The sequence below is a fragment of the Cryobacterium sp. RTC2.1 genome (assembly GCF_035018685.1).
Classification (GTDB): domain Bacteria; phylum Actinomycetota; class Actinomycetes; order Actinomycetales; family Microbacteriaceae; genus Cryobacterium; species Cryobacterium glucosi.
In genome coordinates, this window is record NZ_JASJXJ010000089.1 from 1 (window position 1) to 15,699 (window position 15,699).

General features: G+C 69.9%; 15 protein-coding genes. 5 read left to right on the forward strand and 10 right to left on the reverse strand.

Going from position 1 to position 15,699, the window contains the following annotated elements:
- The 3 genes from QN357_RS11855 to QN357_RS11865 form a co-directional block, all read left to right on the forward strand.
- On the forward strand, positions 1 to 1,191 hold a 1,191-nt coding region (locus tag QN357_RS11855; RefSeq protein ID WP_323504930.1), incomplete at its 5' end, for a DNA-3-methyladenine glycosylase family protein.
- Positions 1,192 to 1,220: 29 nt separating this feature from the next.
- The gene (locus tag QN357_RS11860; protein ID WP_134449571.1) at positions 1,221 to 2,096 is read left to right on the forward strand and encodes a fumarylacetoacetate hydrolase family protein; all 876 of its coding nucleotides are present in this window, start codon (positions 1,221 to 1,223) and stop codon (positions 2,094 to 2,096) included.
- A 79-nt stretch (positions 2,097 to 2,175) separates the two neighbouring features.
- Positions 2,176 to 2,919 carry a glycosyltransferase family A protein gene (locus QN357_RS11865; RefSeq protein ID WP_322136170.1) on the forward strand — a complete coding sequence of 248 codons (744 nt, stop codon included), beginning with the start codon at positions 2,176 to 2,178 and terminating at the stop codon, positions 2,917 to 2,919.
- Between the two features lie 106 nt (positions 2,920 to 3,025).
- On the opposite strand, the gene QN357_RS11870 is transcribed toward QN357_RS11865, so the two are convergent.
- The 4 genes from QN357_RS11870 to QN357_RS11885 form a co-directional block, all read right to left on the reverse strand.
- Positions 3,026 to 3,955 carry an alpha/beta hydrolase gene (locus QN357_RS11870; RefSeq protein ID WP_322136171.1) on the reverse strand — a complete coding sequence of 310 codons (930 nt, stop codon included), beginning with the start codon at positions 3,953 to 3,955 and terminating at the stop codon, positions 3,026 to 3,028.
- 72 nt (positions 3,956 to 4,027) lie between these two features.
- Positions 4,028 to 4,375, reverse strand: a complete 348-nt coding sequence (locus tag QN357_RS11875; RefSeq protein WP_241975350.1) for a hypothetical protein — start codon at positions 4,373 to 4,375, stop codon at positions 4,028 to 4,030.
- A 113-nt stretch (positions 4,376 to 4,488) separates the two neighbouring features.
- Positions 4,489 to 5,919, reverse strand: coding sequence for an NCS2 family permease (locus QN357_RS11880; protein WP_370294594.1), 1,431 nt, complete (start codon positions 5,917 to 5,919; stop codon positions 4,489 to 4,491).
- Positions 5,920 to 6,056: 137 nt separating this feature from the next.
- Positions 6,057 to 7,679 (reverse strand): carboxylesterase/lipase family protein, encoded by a 1,623-nt coding sequence (locus QN357_RS11885; RefSeq protein WP_134449568.1) that lies wholly within the window; start codon positions 7,677 to 7,679, stop codon positions 6,057 to 6,059.
- Between the two features lie 58 nt (positions 7,680 to 7,737).
- Between QN357_RS11885 and QN357_RS11890 the strand changes: the two genes are divergently transcribed.
- On the forward strand, positions 7,738 to 9,015 hold the full coding sequence (locus QN357_RS11890; protein ID WP_134449567.1) for a uracil-xanthine permease family protein: 1,278 nt from the start codon (positions 7,738 to 7,740) through the stop codon (positions 9,013 to 9,015).
- A gap of 181 nt (positions 9,016 to 9,196) precedes the next feature.
- Here QN357_RS11890 and QN357_RS11895 read toward each other — a convergent pair whose 3' ends face one another.
- From QN357_RS11895 to QN357_RS11905, 3 genes are all read right to left on the reverse strand, one after another.
- Positions 9,197 to 9,529: a peptidase gene (locus QN357_RS11895; RefSeq protein WP_134449566.1), complete on the reverse strand. Its 333-nt coding sequence runs from the start codon at positions 9,527 to 9,529 to the stop codon at positions 9,197 to 9,199.
- Positions 9,526 to 10,716: an inorganic phosphate transporter gene (locus QN357_RS11900; RefSeq protein WP_134449565.1), complete on the reverse strand. Its 1,191-nt coding sequence runs from the start codon at positions 10,714 to 10,716 to the stop codon at positions 9,526 to 9,528. Before QN357_RS11900 ends, QN357_RS11895 begins: the two co-directional genes overlap by 4 nt.
- Positions 10,717 to 10,915: 199 nt before the next feature.
- On the reverse strand, positions 10,916 to 11,389 hold the full coding sequence (locus tag QN357_RS11905; RefSeq protein WP_134449564.1) for an 8-oxo-dGTP diphosphatase: 474 nt from the start codon (positions 11,387 to 11,389) through the stop codon (positions 10,916 to 10,918).
- Positions 11,390 to 11,427: 38 nt separating this feature from the next.
- Between QN357_RS11905 and QN357_RS11910 the strand changes: the two genes are divergently transcribed.
- Positions 11,428 to 11,682 (forward strand): mycoredoxin, encoded by a 255-nt coding sequence (locus QN357_RS11910; protein ID WP_134449563.1) that lies wholly within the window; start codon positions 11,428 to 11,430, stop codon positions 11,680 to 11,682.
- 141 nt (positions 11,683 to 11,823) lie between these two features.
- Here QN357_RS11910 and QN357_RS11915 read toward each other — a convergent pair whose 3' ends face one another.
- From QN357_RS11915 to QN357_RS11925, 3 genes are all read right to left on the reverse strand, one after another.
- Positions 11,824 to 12,852, reverse strand: a complete 1,029-nt coding sequence (locus QN357_RS11915; RefSeq protein ID WP_134449562.1) for a 6-phosphofructokinase — start codon at positions 12,850 to 12,852, stop codon at positions 11,824 to 11,826.
- Positions 12,853 to 12,958: 106 nt separating this feature from the next.
- Positions 12,959 to 15,139 (reverse strand): DEAD/DEAH box helicase, encoded by a 2,181-nt coding sequence (locus QN357_RS11920; protein WP_134449561.1) that lies wholly within the window; start codon positions 15,137 to 15,139, stop codon positions 12,959 to 12,961.
- A 226-nt stretch (positions 15,140 to 15,365) separates the two neighbouring features.
- Complete coding sequence (locus tag QN357_RS11925) at positions 15,366 to 15,695, reverse strand: DUF6804 family protein (protein ID WP_241975349.1); 330 nt, start codon at positions 15,693 to 15,695, stop codon at positions 15,366 to 15,368.
- Positions 15,696 to 15,699 lie beyond the last annotated feature (4 nt).

Here is a 15,699-nt window from a genome sequence, read left to right on the forward strand (position 1 = left end):
CCCCGGGCCGCAGCCCGGGCGGCGACCGCGGCCGAGGCGACCGCCACCGCGCACGGCCAGGCCCCGCGGTCCCCCGGTCCACTGGTTGCTGCGGCCGGGTCCGCGCCCGGGCACGGGCACGCGACCGGACCGACCGCATCCGGGCGGTCCCCGTTCCTCGTGACCGACCGGGCGGATGCCGCCGGCCGCGCCGCCGCGGACCCCGGCATCCCCGCAGGGCCGGGCACCGGCATCCGCCTGCTGCTGCCCGCGCGGGCTCCGTTCGACGGTGCCGGTGTGCTGGCGTTTCTCGGCGCCCGGGCCATCCCGGGGGTCGAGGTGGCCGGCCCAGGTACCTATGCGCGCACGCTGCGCCTGCCGCACGGGGCCGCGACGGTCGAGCTGAGCCTCGCCGGAACCGAGGACGCGCCCCAGCTGGCCTGCGCGGCGCGGCTCGACAGCCTCGACGACCTCGCCCCGCTCGTGAGCCGGGTGCGGCGGCTGCTCGACCTCGACGCCGACGCGCAGGCGATCGACCACGCGCTCTCCGTCGACCCGCTCCTGGCCGGGGCCGTGCGCGCGGTCCCTGGCATCCGCCTGCCCGGCAGCATGGATCCGGAGGAGACCCTGTTCCGGGCGTTGTTCGGGCAGCAGGTCTCCGTCGCGTCCGCCCGCACCGCGCTTGCGCGGCTGTGCGCGGAGCTCGGAGCGCCCCTGCCGCTTTCCGTGCCGGGGCAGGCGACTCTGCCGGGGCAGGCGCCCGCGCAGCCGTCCGCGCCCGCAACCGGCGACGAGCCTGCGCCGCGCCTGGACCGGCTGTTCCCGACGGCCGAACGCATCGCGGCCGACGGGCACAGCGTGCTGCGCGGACCGGCGAGGAGGATCGCTGCGATCCTCGGCGTCGCAGAAGCGCTCGCGACCGGAGAGCTCACCCTGTCGACGGCGGATTCCCGGGAGTCCCTGACCGCGACGTTGACCGCGCTGCCCGGGATCGGACCGTGGACCGCAGGCTATGTGGCCATGCGCGTGCTCGGGAGCCCGGACATCCTCCTGACGAGCGACCTGGCCCTCCGCCAGGGCGCAGCCCGGCTCGGCCTCCCCGGCGACCCGCGCGCCCTCGCGGCCCACGGCGCCGGCTGGGCGCCCTGGCGCAGCTACGCCGGAATGCACCTCTGGCGGGCCGCCGCGCTCCCCGGGCCGGCTGCGGCGTAGCTCTCCCGATTGACGGCTACTCTAGGCAGGTGAAGTTTGCGCACCTCAGAGTTGATGGCCAGTCCACGCCCCGCCTGGCAGCGGTGTTCGCGGAATCCGCGCTTTTCCTCGACGAGATCCTCGAGGACGCCCCGCGCGACCTGCAGGACCTGATCGAACGAGGCAGCGGCGAGTACGACCGGGTGCGCGCCCTCAGCGAGAACGCGGTCGCCCACGGAGCGACGCTCACTCCGCTCGAGGAGCTGCGCTACTCATCCGCGGTGCTGCGGCCGCCGCAGATCATCGCGATCGGCGCCAACTACGCCGCGCACTCCGACGAGCTCAAGCTGCGGACGGAGACCGGCGCGATCGTGTTCTCACTCTGGCCGAATTCCCTCACCGGCCACGAGTCGACGATCTCGTGGGCCCCGGAGGTCGCCACCCAGGTCGACTACGAGGCGGAGCTCGGCGTCATCATCGGGCGCCCGGCCCGCAACGTGTCGGTGCGTGACGCCCTCGACTATGTGTTCGGCTACACGGTCGTCAACGACATCACGGCCCGCAACCTGCAGTTCTCCGAGGCGCAGTGGTCGCGGTGCAAGTCCTTCGACGGCTTCACCCCGACCGGCCCGGTCGTGGTGACCCGCGACGAGATCGCCGATCCGCAGGACCTCACGCTGACCACCCACGTCGACGGGCGCATCCTGCAGGATGCCTCGACCGGCGACATGATGCGGTCGGTCGCAGAGCTCGTGTCCTACCTCTCGCAGACCTCGACGCTGCTGCCCGGCACGCTCATCTCCACGGGCAGCCCCGGCGGCGCGGGCTACAGCCGCACTCCCCCGGTCTTCCTGCACGACGGCTCGACCGTGACGATCACCGTGGACAAGATCGGCTTCCTGACCACGCACTGCCGCACCCTCTGACGCCCCCTCGGGCGGGCCGGGAGTAGCATGTGCGGCGAGTCCGTACCCGACCCGAATCGGCGCGGCGAGAGGGGGCACCGTGACCTGCGTCTCGGTCGTGATCCCCTGCTACAACGACGCGGTCTTCCTCGAGGCGGTCCTCGCCGCACTCGGGGACCAGACCCGGCAGGCCGACGAGATCATCGTCGTCGACAACGCCTCAACGGATGCCTCGGCGCGCGTCGCCCGCGCGGCCGGCGCCGTTCTCGTGGTCGAACCGGTGCAGGGGATCTGGCCGGCCGCCGCCGCCGGCTATGACGCGGCGTCCGGCGACCTGATCGCGCGGCTCGACGCCGACTCCGTGCCACCGCCGGACTGGATCGAGCGCGTCGAGCGGATCCTCACGCTCGAGCCCCTCGTCGACGTCGTCACGGGGCCGGGTGATTTCTACGACTGCCCGCGGCTCGTGGCCGCGCTCGGGCGGTTCGTGTACCTCGGCGGGTACTTCCGGCTGATCGGGCTGTGGCTCGCGCAGCCGCCGATCTTCGGATCGAACTTCGTGATGCGGCGCACGGTCTGGGCCGAGGTGCGCACTCTCGTGCACCGGGAGCGGAACGACGTGCACGACGACCTCGACCTGAGCCTGCACCTGCCGCCCTCGGTGTCCGTGCGGTTCGACGCCACGCTCAGGGTCGGGATCTCCGCCCGGCCCTTCGACACCTGGCGCGGCGTGGCCAGGCGACTGGACTGGGCGTGCCGCACCCTTGCCCTGCACTGGCCGGACGGGTCGCCCTGGCGGCTGCGGCTGGCCCGCCGGGCCTGGGCGCGCCGCATCCGAGCCTGAGCGCTGTGCATCTGCGCCGGGCGCGGGAGTTCCGCCGCTGCGCCTGTGGTGCGCCACTCGCGCACCGGCGGATGCCCCGCGCTCGATCCGAGGAGCCCGGTGGGATTCAGGAGCGGGCGTAGAGGGCGAGCAGGTCGCGGGCGAGCTGGTGCGGCGTCGTCTCGCAGGGACTGTGGCCGGTGCGATACACGCGGAGTTGGGCGCCGATCCGCCCGGCGAACGCCCGGTGCAGCTCGAGCGGCCAGAGGTCCCGCTCGCCGACGGCGACAAGCAACGGAACCCGGCTCCGCGCGAGGTCCGCCCGCAGGTCGGGAGCGTTCTTCATCAGCTCCATGATCTCGTCGACGCTCCGGCGGATCGTGTCCTCGAAACGCAGCCGCACGAGGTGGAGCCGGCCGGGTGGCGCATGGTTGCGGTTGGTGACGAGCCCCCAGACCATCAGGCTCGCGATCGTGTGCGCGGGCAGCAGCCAGCTGAGCGGCCCGATCCAGCGCACGCCGCGGAAGGCCTGGCCGGCCAGGGGCGGGGCGCCGAGGAGCACGAGGCTCGCGAACAGCTCCGGATGCGTGGCGAGCGCGATCTCCGCGACGATCCCGGCGAAGGAGTACCCGAGCACGTGTGCGGGCGTCGCCCCGGCGTCGAGGACGGCCACGAGGTCGGCGGTGAACAGTCGGTAGTCATATCCCTGCCCCGCTCCAGGCCCCGCGCCGGCCGACCCGTACTGCCCCGCGAGGTCGTAGCTCTCCACGAAGTAGCCGGCTCCGGCGAGGAGCGGGGCGAGCAGCACGAAGTCCTCCTTCGAACCGGTCGCACCCGGCACGAGCACCACCCGCGGATGCCCCGGCTCGCCCCAGGCGAGCGCCGCGAGGGAACCGCTCGGCGCCTCGAACCGGAAGGCCCTGGCCCCCGGCGGCAGGCCGGTCCAGTCCCGGTCAGGGAGCGACAGGTCGAGCGCCGCTGCCGGATCGTCGCGCGCATCGCTTTCGATGACGCCGGCCGGCCGGTGCACCCCGCGGCGTCTCTCCCGGATGGACACGCTGACACAGTAGCGCGACCCCGTCGTCCCCGAAGCCCGCGACCGGCATCCGTTTCAGAGCGCGGGCTGCGCTCAGAGGGCGAGGGCGAAGGGCAGGAACGGCAGGAACGCGAGCCCGAAGATGAGCCCGAGCACCAACAGCAGGAACACGCCGGCGAGCATCACGGCGTTGAGCACGATGCCCCAGAGGGCCATGGTGCGGGCGTACGGTTCACGGCCGAGGGCGAGCACGCCGGTCACGAGGCCGGCGATCGGGGCCACGAAGGTCCAGCCGGCGAGGATCGAGACGAGCCCGAGCACGAGGCTCGTCAGCGCGAGCGGGCTCGCTGGTCGTTCCGGCGCGGCCGGCGCGTACGCGTACGCCGGCGGGGCCGGGTACGCGGCGGGCGGTGTCGTCTGGTCGGGATGCAGGGTGGACATTCTGGACTCTCCTTGGAATACGGCCGCGGTTCACGGCTCTCTTCCAGAGTACGAAGCCGGCCTTTCGCCGACCATGGGGCTATCCCCCGGATCAGCCCCGGACCGGTCGGGGGTCAGCCGCCGATCAGGGTTTCGATCGGGCCACGCACGAAGAAGACCAGGAAGCCGACCGCGACGATCCAGAGCAGCGGGCTGATCTCGCGCGCCTTGCCGGAGAACGAGCGCACGACGACCCAGCTGATGAAGCCGGCGCCGATCCCGTTGGCGATCGAGTAGGTCAGCGGCATCACGATGATCGTGAGGAACACCGGGAAGACGATCGAGAACTCGCTGAAGTCGATGAAGCGGATCTGCGAGACCATCATCGCGCCGACGATCACGAGCGCCGCGGCGGCGACCTCGAGGGGCACGATCTGCGTGAGCGGGGTGAAGAACATCGCGGCGAGGAACAACAGCCCGGTGATGATGTTCGCGAACCCGGTGCGGGCTCCCTCGCCGATCCCGGCACCCGATTCGACGAACACGGTGTTGGAGGAGCCCGACGTCGCGCCGCCGAGCACCGCGCCGACACCCTCGACGATCAGTGCCGACTTCAGCCGGGGGAAGTTGCCCTTCTTGTCCGCGAGGCCTGCCTCGGTCGCGAGGCCGGTCATGGTGCCCATTGCGTCGAAGAAGTTCGTGAACACGAGGGTGAAGACGAGCATGAGCGCCGCGAGCACGCCGATGCGGTCGAAGGCGCCGAAGCTGACGTGGCCGAGCAGGCTCAGGTCAGGCAGGGAGACCGCGGTCGTCGGGAGCACGGGGGCGTTGAGGTTCCAGCCGTACGCGTTGGTGCCGAGCGACGGCCCGACCTTGAAGATCGCCTCGAGGATCACGGCGATGACCGTGGTCGCGACGATCCCGATCAGGATGGCGGCCTTGACCTTGCGCGCGACGAGCACGCCGATCAGGAGCAGGCCGATCACGAACACGGTGGTCGGCAGGGTCACGATCGACCCGTTGTCGCCGAGCTGCACGGGCGGGCTCGCGGTCCCGCTCGAGCGGACGAATCCGGAGTCGACGAGGCCGATGAACGCGATGAACAGGCCGATGCCGACGGTGATGGCGATCTTGAGCTGGTGCGGAACGGCGTTGAAGATCATTTCGCGGAGCCCGGTCGAGGCCAGGAGCACGATGATGAGTCCGTTGATGAGCACGAGCCCCATCGCCTCCGGCCAGGTGACCTGGCCGACGACGCTCACGGCGAGGTAGGAGTTGATGCCGAGGCCGGCGGCGAAGCCGAACGGCAGCCGGGCGATCACGCCGAAGAGGATCGTCATGACGCCCGCGGTGAGCGCGGTGACCGCGGCGACCTGGGCGTTCGGGAGCCAGCCGCCGACGACGTCGACCGAGGCCTGGTCTGCGCTGAAACCGCCGAGGATGAGGGGGTTGAGGATGACGATGTACGCCATGGTCACGAAGGTGACGAGGCCGCCGCGGACTTCACGGCCCCAGCTCGAGCCGCGGGTCGTGATCTCGAAGTAGCGGTCGATACGCCCCTTCACACTGGTGCGGAGTGGTGCGGGCGTGTCGGTCTGTGTAACAGGAATGGGGTTCTCCAGGCTGCCGTCGCGGCTGATTCTCAGCTTCCAGCTTACGCGCGTTGAGATGCGGTCCCGGGTATGCGCCACCGCCTCCCACCTCAGACGTGCGGGACGAAGGCTCCCCACGCCAGCCGCCGCTCGGCCAGCGGATCGGACTCGACCCGGTCGGCCGCGTCGATGATGAGGGTCAGCCGGCGCGTCTCGTCGTAGAGCGGCCACGCGGCATCCGGTTCGCCCGTTGTCGCGAAGCCGAGCCACCAGCCCTGCATGCGCGCCCCGATCGCCTTGAACTCACGGCGGCCGCCGATGATCGTCATGCCCCGGCCGAACCAGCCGTCCAGCCGGTCGAAGAGCGGGAACAGTTCGAGGCCGTGGGTCGCGTCGAGTCCCATCCTCCGCACGAGTCGCGGAGCGAAGTCGAAACGGTAGAAGTGCACGGGGGCGTAGCGGGAATGGCGCTCGCCGACCTTGAGGCTCGGGTACCAGAACGAGAAGTCGCCGCCGAAGTCGAGGGCGGGGCGCAGCGCCGGGATGCCGGGGTACTGGGCTTTCAGCGCCTTCCTCGCCTTCTTCTTGGTGTTGGCGAAGATCGCACGGATGCGCTTGGGCGTCGAAGCGAGGATATCGATCCGTCCACTGAAGAGGGAACCCTCGCGGGCGTTGGTGCCGATGATCAGCGGGATCCGGGCCGCGCGACCGTCCCGGAACGCGTCGAGCGGGCGTTCGGGCAGGAAGTCGCCGTCAATGACGGGCGACAGCGGAATCGTGCCGGGGTACTGGTCGGGCGCCCGAACGGTGAGCTCCATCGTCGCGGCGGCGAGCCGGGCCGGAGACGCGTCGAGCAGCAGCGCACGGGATTGGCCGAGTGCGTCCGGGCGCGCGTCCGCCAGCGCGTCCTGGCCGGCGTGCTCCGGTACGCGTGCGATGCCGTCCGCTGTCGCGCGTGCCGCGAGGATGCTCACGAAGTCGCGCGCCCACTCCGCCGTGAGCGCCGGCGGATACACCGCGTTCGGCGGTGCGCTCTGCGCGATCGCGCGCTGGAAGAGCCCGTGGGCGCTCGGGACGGTCATCAGGGTCGTCACGGCATTGCCCCCTGCCGACTCGCCGAAGAGCGTCACGGCATCGGGGTCGCCGCCGAAGAAGCGGATGTTGTCCCGCACCCAGGCGAGGGCGGCGGCCTGGTCCCGCAGCCCGAGATTGCTCTCGAACGGGCGTTCCGGCGTCGAGTAGCTGCTGAAGTCGAGGTAGCCGAGAGCGCCGAGCCGGTAGTTCAGGCTCACGTAGAGGATGCCGCCGCGCCGGACGAGGCCTTCGCCCTGGGTGGGCACCTCGCGGGAGGACCCGACGCTGTACGCGCCGCCGTGGATGAACACCATCACCGGGCGGAGTGCGCCCGGGTCGACGGGCGCGTCAGGGGCGATCACGTTGAGATTGAGGCAGTCCTCGTCCTGCGGGATGTCCGGGCGCGCCCCGTTGAACTGTCCCTTGTGGCTCTGCGGGGAGACGGGTCCCCAGTCGGTCGCGTCGCGCACGCCCGGCCAGGCCGCCGGCGGCTGCGGGGCCCGGAACCGCAGCGGTCCGACGGGCGCAGCGGCATAGGGGATGCCCCGCCAGGCGCGTACGCCCCGCACCCGGATCCCGCGCACCAGGCCGGTCCCGATCCGCACCGTCAGTGCCGCGTCAAGCGAGTCGTCGTGGGCAGGCTGAACGGTTCGGGTCACTGTCCGATCCTAATTCTTCACTACGATCGGAATACGTCCCACTACGAAACGAGCGACAATGGCACTGCCCTGGACCCTGCACGGCGACGGAAAAACGGTCGGGGTCGGGGACGTGGTCGGGCCGGGTGAGCGCCTGAACTGGCCGCTCACGATCGGGATCGGCGCCCAGCACGTCGTCGCGATGTTCGGTGCGACCTTCCTCGTTCCGCTGCTCACCGGCTTCCCGCCGAGCACCACCCTCTTCTTCTCCGGCGTCGGAACGCTGCTCTTCCTGATCATCACGAAGAACAAGCTGCCGAGCTACCTCGGCAGCTCGTTCGCCTTCATCGCCCCGATCACCGCGGCCGTCACGACGGCGGGCATGGGCAGCGCCCTGTTCGGCATCCTCGCCGTCGGCGCGCTGCTCGCGATCATCGGCGTCGTCGTGCAGGTCACCGGCACCGGCTGGATCGACGCGCTGATGCCGCCCGTCGTGTCCGGCGCGATCGTCGCCCTGATCGGCTTCAACCTCGCCCCGGTCGCGAAGGCCAACTTCGCCCTCGCACCCCTGACCGCCGTGATCACCCTGGCCGCGGTCATCCTCTCGACCGTGCTGTTCCGCGGCATCCTCGGTCGCCTCTCGATCGTGATCGGTGTCGCGGTCGGCTACCTCGCCGCCGTCCTCTCCGGCCAGGTCGATTTCTCGAAGGTCAACGACGCCGCCTGGATCGGGCTGCCGCCGTTCACGCTGCCGACGAACCCCTTCGAGAACGCCGCCGTGCTCGGGGTGCTTCCCGCGTTCCTGCCGGTCGTGCTCGTGCTCGTCGCCGAGAACGTCGGCCACATCCGCGGCGTCGCCCAGATGACGGATGCGAAGGTGAACCGGTTCACCGGGCGCGCCCTGATGGCCGACGGGCTCGCGACGATGCTCGCCGGGTTCAGCGGCGGATCGGGCACGACGACCTACGGCGAGAACATCGGCGTGATGGCCGCGACCCGGATCTACTCGACCGCCGCGTACTGGGTCGCCGGGCTCGTCGCCGTGCTGCTCGGCCTCTCCCCCAAGATCGGCGCGGTCATCAACACCATCCCCGCCGGGGTGCTCGGCGGCGTCACGACCGCCCTCTACGGCCTGATCGGCATCATCGGCGTCAAGATCTGGCTCGACAACAAGGTCGACTTCAGCCGCCCGGTCAACCAGTTCACGGCCGCGACCGCGCTCATCATCGGCATCGCCGACTACACCTTCACCGCCGGTTCGCTGAGCTTCAACGGCATCGCGCTCGGCACGGTCGCCGCGATCGTGATCTACCACACCATGACCGTGATCGGCCGGCTCCGCCGCACCGACCGCTGACCCGCTGACCCGCGACACCGTCGTTCGACGCAACGTCGGAGTTTTTCGCGACACGCCGCATCCCCGGGCAGCGGATGCCGCGGGTCGCGAAATTCTCCGACATAACCGAGCCTGAGCCCCGACCGGGGAGCCGCTCCGAGCACGCGCGACCGGTCACGCGGACCGTGCGTGCGACATCCGGTCAGCGGTGCAGCGCGGGCACGATCAGGTAGACGCCGTACAGCACGGCCGCGACGCTGACCGAGAAGCAGGCATAGGCTCCGACGAGCGCGAGGCGCTTCTGGAACACGGTCAGCGGGTTCGCGGTCGCCGATTTGCGCCGCCGCTTGGCCTCTTTGGCCGCCCGCTTGGGCGTGAGCACCGTGATCGCGCCGGTGAAGGACGCCGGATCCACCACGAGCGCGCGGCCGGCACTCGTCAGCAGCCGGAGTCCGAGGGAGTACAGGCTCACGACGAGGGTCGACGAGAGGAGCGAAGCCCCGGCGACGACGAAGAATGCGCCCCAGTCGATCACAGCGATACCTTCTTCCGGTCGCGGCGCGCGATTCGCCTGGGCGTCTTCTTGATCTTCACGACGAGGGCGGCGTCGTCGATGTCGTGGAGGTTGTCGTGGGTGATGCGGGTGCGCCGCGACTGCCGGAACAGCAGGGCGACGATGACCGAGCCGAGGACCAGGTCGATGACGAGCCCGATCGGCCCGAGCAGGGTGAAGCCTGCGGCGAACGCGCCCATGACCGCGGAGGCGGGCAGGGTCAGCAGCCAGCCGAGCGCGATCTGGCCGGCCATACCCCAGCGCACGGTCGCCCCGCGGCGGCCGAGGCCGGAACCGATGACGGAGCCGGAGGCGACCTGGGTGGTCGAGAGCGCGAAGCCGAGGTGGCTCGAGGCGAGGATCGTCGCGGCCGTGCTCGTCTCCGCGGCGAAGCCCTGGGCGGGCTTGACGTCGGTGAGTCCCCTGCCCATCGTGAGGATGATCCGCCAGCCGCCGGTGTACGTGCCGATCGCGATGGCGAGCGCGCACGTGCAGATGACCCACCACTGCGGGCCGCTGCCGACCGCCTGGAATCCGCCGGCGATGAGGGTCAGCGTGATCACGCCCATCGTCTTCTGCGCGTCATTGGTGCCGTGGGCGAGGGCGACGAGGGAGGACGAGAAGATCTGCGCGTACCGGAAGCCGCCCCGGCCGTCCGCTTTGCCTGCGTCACGACGCGTGATGAAGTAGGCGAGCCTGGTCGCGACGAGCGCGACGACACCGACCGTGACCGGTGCGATCAGGGCAGGCAGGATCACCTTCGCGAAGACGACGGTGAAGTCGACCGACTGGACGCCGATGCCGATGATGGCCGCGCCGATCAGGCCGCCGAAGAGGGCGTGGCTCGAGCTCGACGGCAGGCCGCGGAGCCAGGTGATCAGGTTCCAGACGATCGCGCCGATGAGCCCGGCGAAGATGATCTGCGGCGTGATCTGCACCCCGCCGTTGCCCTCGCGGATGATGCCCCCCGACACGGTCTTCGCGACCTCGGTGGAGAGGAATGCGCCGACGAGGTTGAGCACGGCTGCGAGGCCGACGGCGACCTTGGGCCGCATCGCCCCGGTCGCGATGGGCGTCGCCATCGCGTTCGCGGTGTCGTGGAAGCCGTTGGTGAAGTCGAAGACGAGGGACAGCGCAATGACGAGCGCGACGATCAGGGTGAGATCCACCGGAGGCTTTCTTGTTCGGCTGCAACAGGGTGCAGCCGAATCCGCGCTGCTTCCCGGACGCCGGACGGACAAGCGACCTAACGATCCTGACACTCCCGGGAGGTCAGGTCAATTCAGCGGGAATACTGCTCGCGTTCAGACGCCGTTCACCGGCGGCCCCTGCCCGCCCAGCCGCCCGCCCGGCTGCCCGGCTGCCCGCTCAGCTGCTCGCGACCACCGTCGCCAGGTCCGCGCCGAAGGTGAACGTGCGGCGCACGGGCACGCCAGCGAGCACGCCAGGCAGCCAGTGCCTGGCATCGTCCCACATCTCGTCGAGGGGCAGCGCTGCGACGTCGAACCAGACCGGGTTGAGTTCGTCCGATTCCCGGGGAGTGCCGCTCCAGTCGCTGCACACGAAGACGGACGATTCCTGGCTCCATGCCTCCCGGTGCGGGAACAGGTAGGTCAGCACCCCGAGGGCGGTGAGAGCGGATGCCGCGACGGAGAGTCCGGACTCCTCCTCGATTTCGCGCACCGCGGCATCCACCGCGGTTTCACCGGGTTCGAGCTTGCCGCCGAGGCCGACGATGTTGCCGAGGCCGAGGCCCTTCTTCTTCCGGCCGAGGAGCACCTGGGTGCCTCCGGCGGGCGATTCGCGGGTGAGGTAGCACACGCACACCTGGGGCAGGGTCATGGACCCAGCTTAACGGCGGGGTTTGTTAGGCTGCGCCTATGAATTTCGTTCCCGAATCGGGCACCATCACCATGTTCACGACCAACTGGTGCGGCTATTGCTCCCGGCTGAAGTCCCAGCTGGACAAGGCCGGCGTCGGCTACACCGAGGTCAACGTCGAAGAAGTCGACGGCACGAGTGAGCTCGTGATGAGCCTGAACGGTGGAAACCGCACCGTGCCGACGGTCCTGTTCCCGGACGGGTCGAGCGCGACCAACCCCTCGCTCGCGCAGGTCCAGGCCAAACTCGCCTGACCCTCTCCTCCCCGGTTCCACCAGCTGAGGGGTCGTAAATCGACCTTGTAACACGCTGAGGGGTCGCAATTCGACCTTCCCGTGTGCTGCGAAGGTCGATCTGCGACCCCTCAGGGATGCGATCGGGTGATGCTGCCGGCTCTAGCCGAAGAGGACGGCGGCCTCGTCGTAGCGTGCCTGCGGGACGGTCTTCAGGCCGATCGTGGCGTCGGCGATGCTGACGATCTCGATGTCGGTGCCCTTGAGCGAGACCATGGAGCCCCACTGGCCGGCGTGGATCGCGTCGACGGCGGCCATGCCCAGGCGGGTGGCGAGCACGCGGTCGTATGCCGACGGGGAGCCGCCGCGCTGGGTGTGGCCGAGGACGGTCGCGCGGGTTTCGATGCCGGTGCGCTCTTCGACCATCGGGGCGATCATTTCGCTGATGCCGCCGAGGCGGGGACGGTTGAACGCGTCGAGGCCCTTGGTGGAGAGTGCTTCCTCCATGCCGGCGAGCTTGAAGCCCTCAGAGACGACGAGGACCGGCGCGCGGCCGCGGTCGCGGACGCTGAGGACCCACTCGCAGATCTGCTCGATGGTCTGGCTCTGCTCGGGGATGAGGATGGCGTGTGCTCCGCCGGCCATGCCGGAGTGCAGGGCGATCCAGCCGACGTGGCGGCCCATGACCTCGACGATCATGCAGCGGCCGTGCGACTCTGCGGTGGTGCGGAGGCGGTCGATGGCCTCGGTCGCGATCTCGACGGCGGTGTTGAAGCCGAACGAGTAGTCGGTGGCCTCGAGGTCGTTGTCGATGGTCTTCGGCACGCCGACGATGCGGATGCCTGCGTCGGTGAGGCGGCGGGCTGCGGTCAGCGTGCCCTCGCCACCGATCGCGATAATGGCGTCGATGCCCTCGGCATCCATCATCTTCTGGATGTTAACGGGTCCGCCGTTCTCGCCCTCGAACGGGTTCGTGCGCGAGCTGCCCAGAATGGTGCCGCCCTGACGGGATAATCCACGCACACTGTGGCGATCGAGGGTCATGAACTCCCCCTGCACCAGCCCGCGCCAGCCGTTGCGGATTCCGATGAATTCATCATCGAGAACGCGGACACCTTTAAGGACGGAACCGCGAATAACCGCGTTCAACCCGGGGCAGTCTCCACCGCTCGTGAGGATACCAATTTTCATCTGTGACTGCTCCTTCATGCTCAAGTACTCATGTCGGCGCCTGCACCAACCCCTAATGATGGTCCCGAATCGGGGCCAGACTCAAATCCGCGCCGGGGAGTGCGGGCTACAGCTCCCCGTCGAGTGCCTGGGTGAGCAGGAACACGAGGGCGCTGGCCTGGATCGAGTCCTCGGACGAGGCCTCGCCCTCGACCCCGTCGAGCGCGCGGGCCGCGAGACCCTGCTTGCTGCCGATCAGTTCGGCGATGCGCGCGTCGATCGTGTGCGCGGCGATGATCCGCCACGCGGTGACCGGTTCCGACTGGCCGATGCGGTGCACCCGGTCGATGGCCTGGGTCTGCTCCGCGGCCGTCCAGCTGAGCTCGGCGAGCACGACGTTCGAGGCCGCCTGCAGGTTGACCCCGACGCCGGCGGCGCTGAGCGAGCAGACGACGACGGCGACACCCGGGTCGTTGTTGAACGAGTCGATCGCGGCCTGGCGGGCGAGCGCGGTCTGGTCGCCCCTGAGGGAGACGGAGCGCATGCCGCGCTTGGCGAAGATCTGCTCAGCGGTGTCCATGACGTCGATGTGCTTGGCGAAGAACACGACCTTGCCGACCGAGTGCGCGAGCTGCACGGCGTAGTCTGCGGCGAGCCCGGCCTTGGCCTGGCCGATCTTGCGCACCATGGTGAACACGTTCTCGCCCGTGGTCTGGCCCTTGGACTCCTCGAGCTCGGCGTGGGCGACCGCGCGGATGAACGCGGCCCGCTGGGCTCCGTCGAGGCTGGGCGCCGTGCGGCCGGGATGGCGCGCGGACACGAGGCCGTGGTACCGAGTGACGAGGCGGGCTGCGAGTTCCCGTTCGGCCTGGCGGATCGAGCGCCCGAGGTCGTCGTCGAGCTCGACCGGCAGGTCGGCGATGCGCTTGGCGGGCAGGTCCGTCGCGACGTCGACCTTGCGGCGGCGCACGATACCCATGTCGATGACCGCGGCCCTGGCTTCGGAGTAGAAACCGGCATCCGCCGGGGTGAGGCCGGTGGCCTCGAGCCGGGCCATCAGCTTCGCAGTCGGCTTGTCGCCGTCTATCCAGCCGAGGAACTGCCAGATGGCGCGGAAGTCGTCGACGTCGTTGATCAGGGGGGTGCCGGTCAGGGCCATCAGCAGCGGGTTGCCGCCGGGGGTGCGGCGGCGGATCTGCTCGGCGAGGGCGAGTACGTGGCGGGAGCGCTGCGACTGCAGGTTCTTGATGAAGTGCGCCTCATCGACGACCATGCCCTTGAAGCCGAGGGTGCCGAGCCAGGCCCTGTGCCGGTCGAGCACGTCGTAGTTCACGATGACGACGTCGGCGAAGGCGTCGAGGGTGTCGCCGTCGCCGTGGATGACGGTCGCCCGGCGCTGCGGCGTCCACATCTCGACCTCGCGCACCCAGTTCATCTTGACGACGTTGGGCACGATGGCGAGCAGCGGGTACGCGCCGGCGACGGATGCCGCGAGCAGGCTCTGCGCGGTCTTGCCGAGACCAGGCTCATCGGCGAGCAGGTAACTGCGATGGCCGAGCCGTGCGCTCTCGATGAAGCGGGACTGGTGCCGCATGAGTTCCATGCCGGGCGGGGAAAGCCGGTCGATGACGGGCGCCTCCGGCAGGTCCATGCTCGCGGCCTGGCCGCCTGAGCCGTATTCGAAGGACTTGAAGAGCGGGCCGATCAGTTCCCAGTTGGCGAGGCGGCGCCCGGAGATGACGGGAGCGGCCTGGACGGCGCTGAAATCGGGGGCGAGGAAGGGGTTCGCGAGCTGGCGCGCCCGCACGGACTGCGGGACGACCTGGTTCTCCGGCTCATCGGGCTTGACCTCGGGCTCGCGGGTGATGATCAGTTCGTCCGGGCTCAGGTCCGCCCCGGATTCGAGGAGCCAGTCGCGGCGGAAGCGCTGTGCGACGGTCGACACTCCGGCGTCGGGTTCGAGGAGGGTGATCAGGCTCGTGTCGCGGGCCGCGGTCTTCGCGAGGATCTGCGCGATGCCGTCGAGGCGTTTGAGCAGCTCTGCCCTGTTCGCGTCGGTCAGTTCGCGGTCGCCCTTGACCCTGGCGCGTTCCTCGCGCATCAGGAGCGCGATGACCTGGTATTTCGTGCGGTTCGTCGGCCCGAGCTTGGTGCCCGACTGGGCCTTGGCTTCGACCTCGCGCACCTTGCGGGCGAGGATCGGGATGATCGGGGCGTCGTCGTCCCTCGAGCGTGCGCGCTGCCTGGCGCGGCCTCCGGCCGGGGCATGGTTGTTCGAGCCTGGGGCCTGGTGGCGGGTGTATGCCATTCTTCTCCAACTTCACAGCGGCTGTGGCAGCGTGATCCACGCGCGACGTCGTGCGGCATCCGTGGACACCAGAGCGATCAATCGAAAGAACCGGGCCGAGCCAACGAAACGATTGTGCTGCAGACCGCTTCGGTACTACACCGGGGAGGTCGAGACGACGACCGGGTTTCGACGCACCTGTAGTCTACGCCCGCGCATCCGCCCGATGACACACCCCGCACGACGCTCAGTGCACGGGGACCTTGACGCGCACCCCGACCACGATGAAGAGCAGCGCCGCGACATACTGTGCGGCCACCCAGCCTTGCCCGTTCAACCCGATCACGAAGATCGGGTTCCACAGCACGGCGATGGGGGCGAGGCCGATGAGCCACCACCAGGCCTTCCCCTGCACGGCAAAGACGCAGAGGATGAGGGCGAGGATGCTGACGGTGTACCGGATGATGATGAAACTGTCGGCGTCGATCAGGGCGAGACCGGCAAGCAGGGCGATGGCGCCGAGCAGGCCGGGCGCGAGAGCTGCCCGGGAAAAGGTGGGTGCGACCGGGGTGCCCATCAGA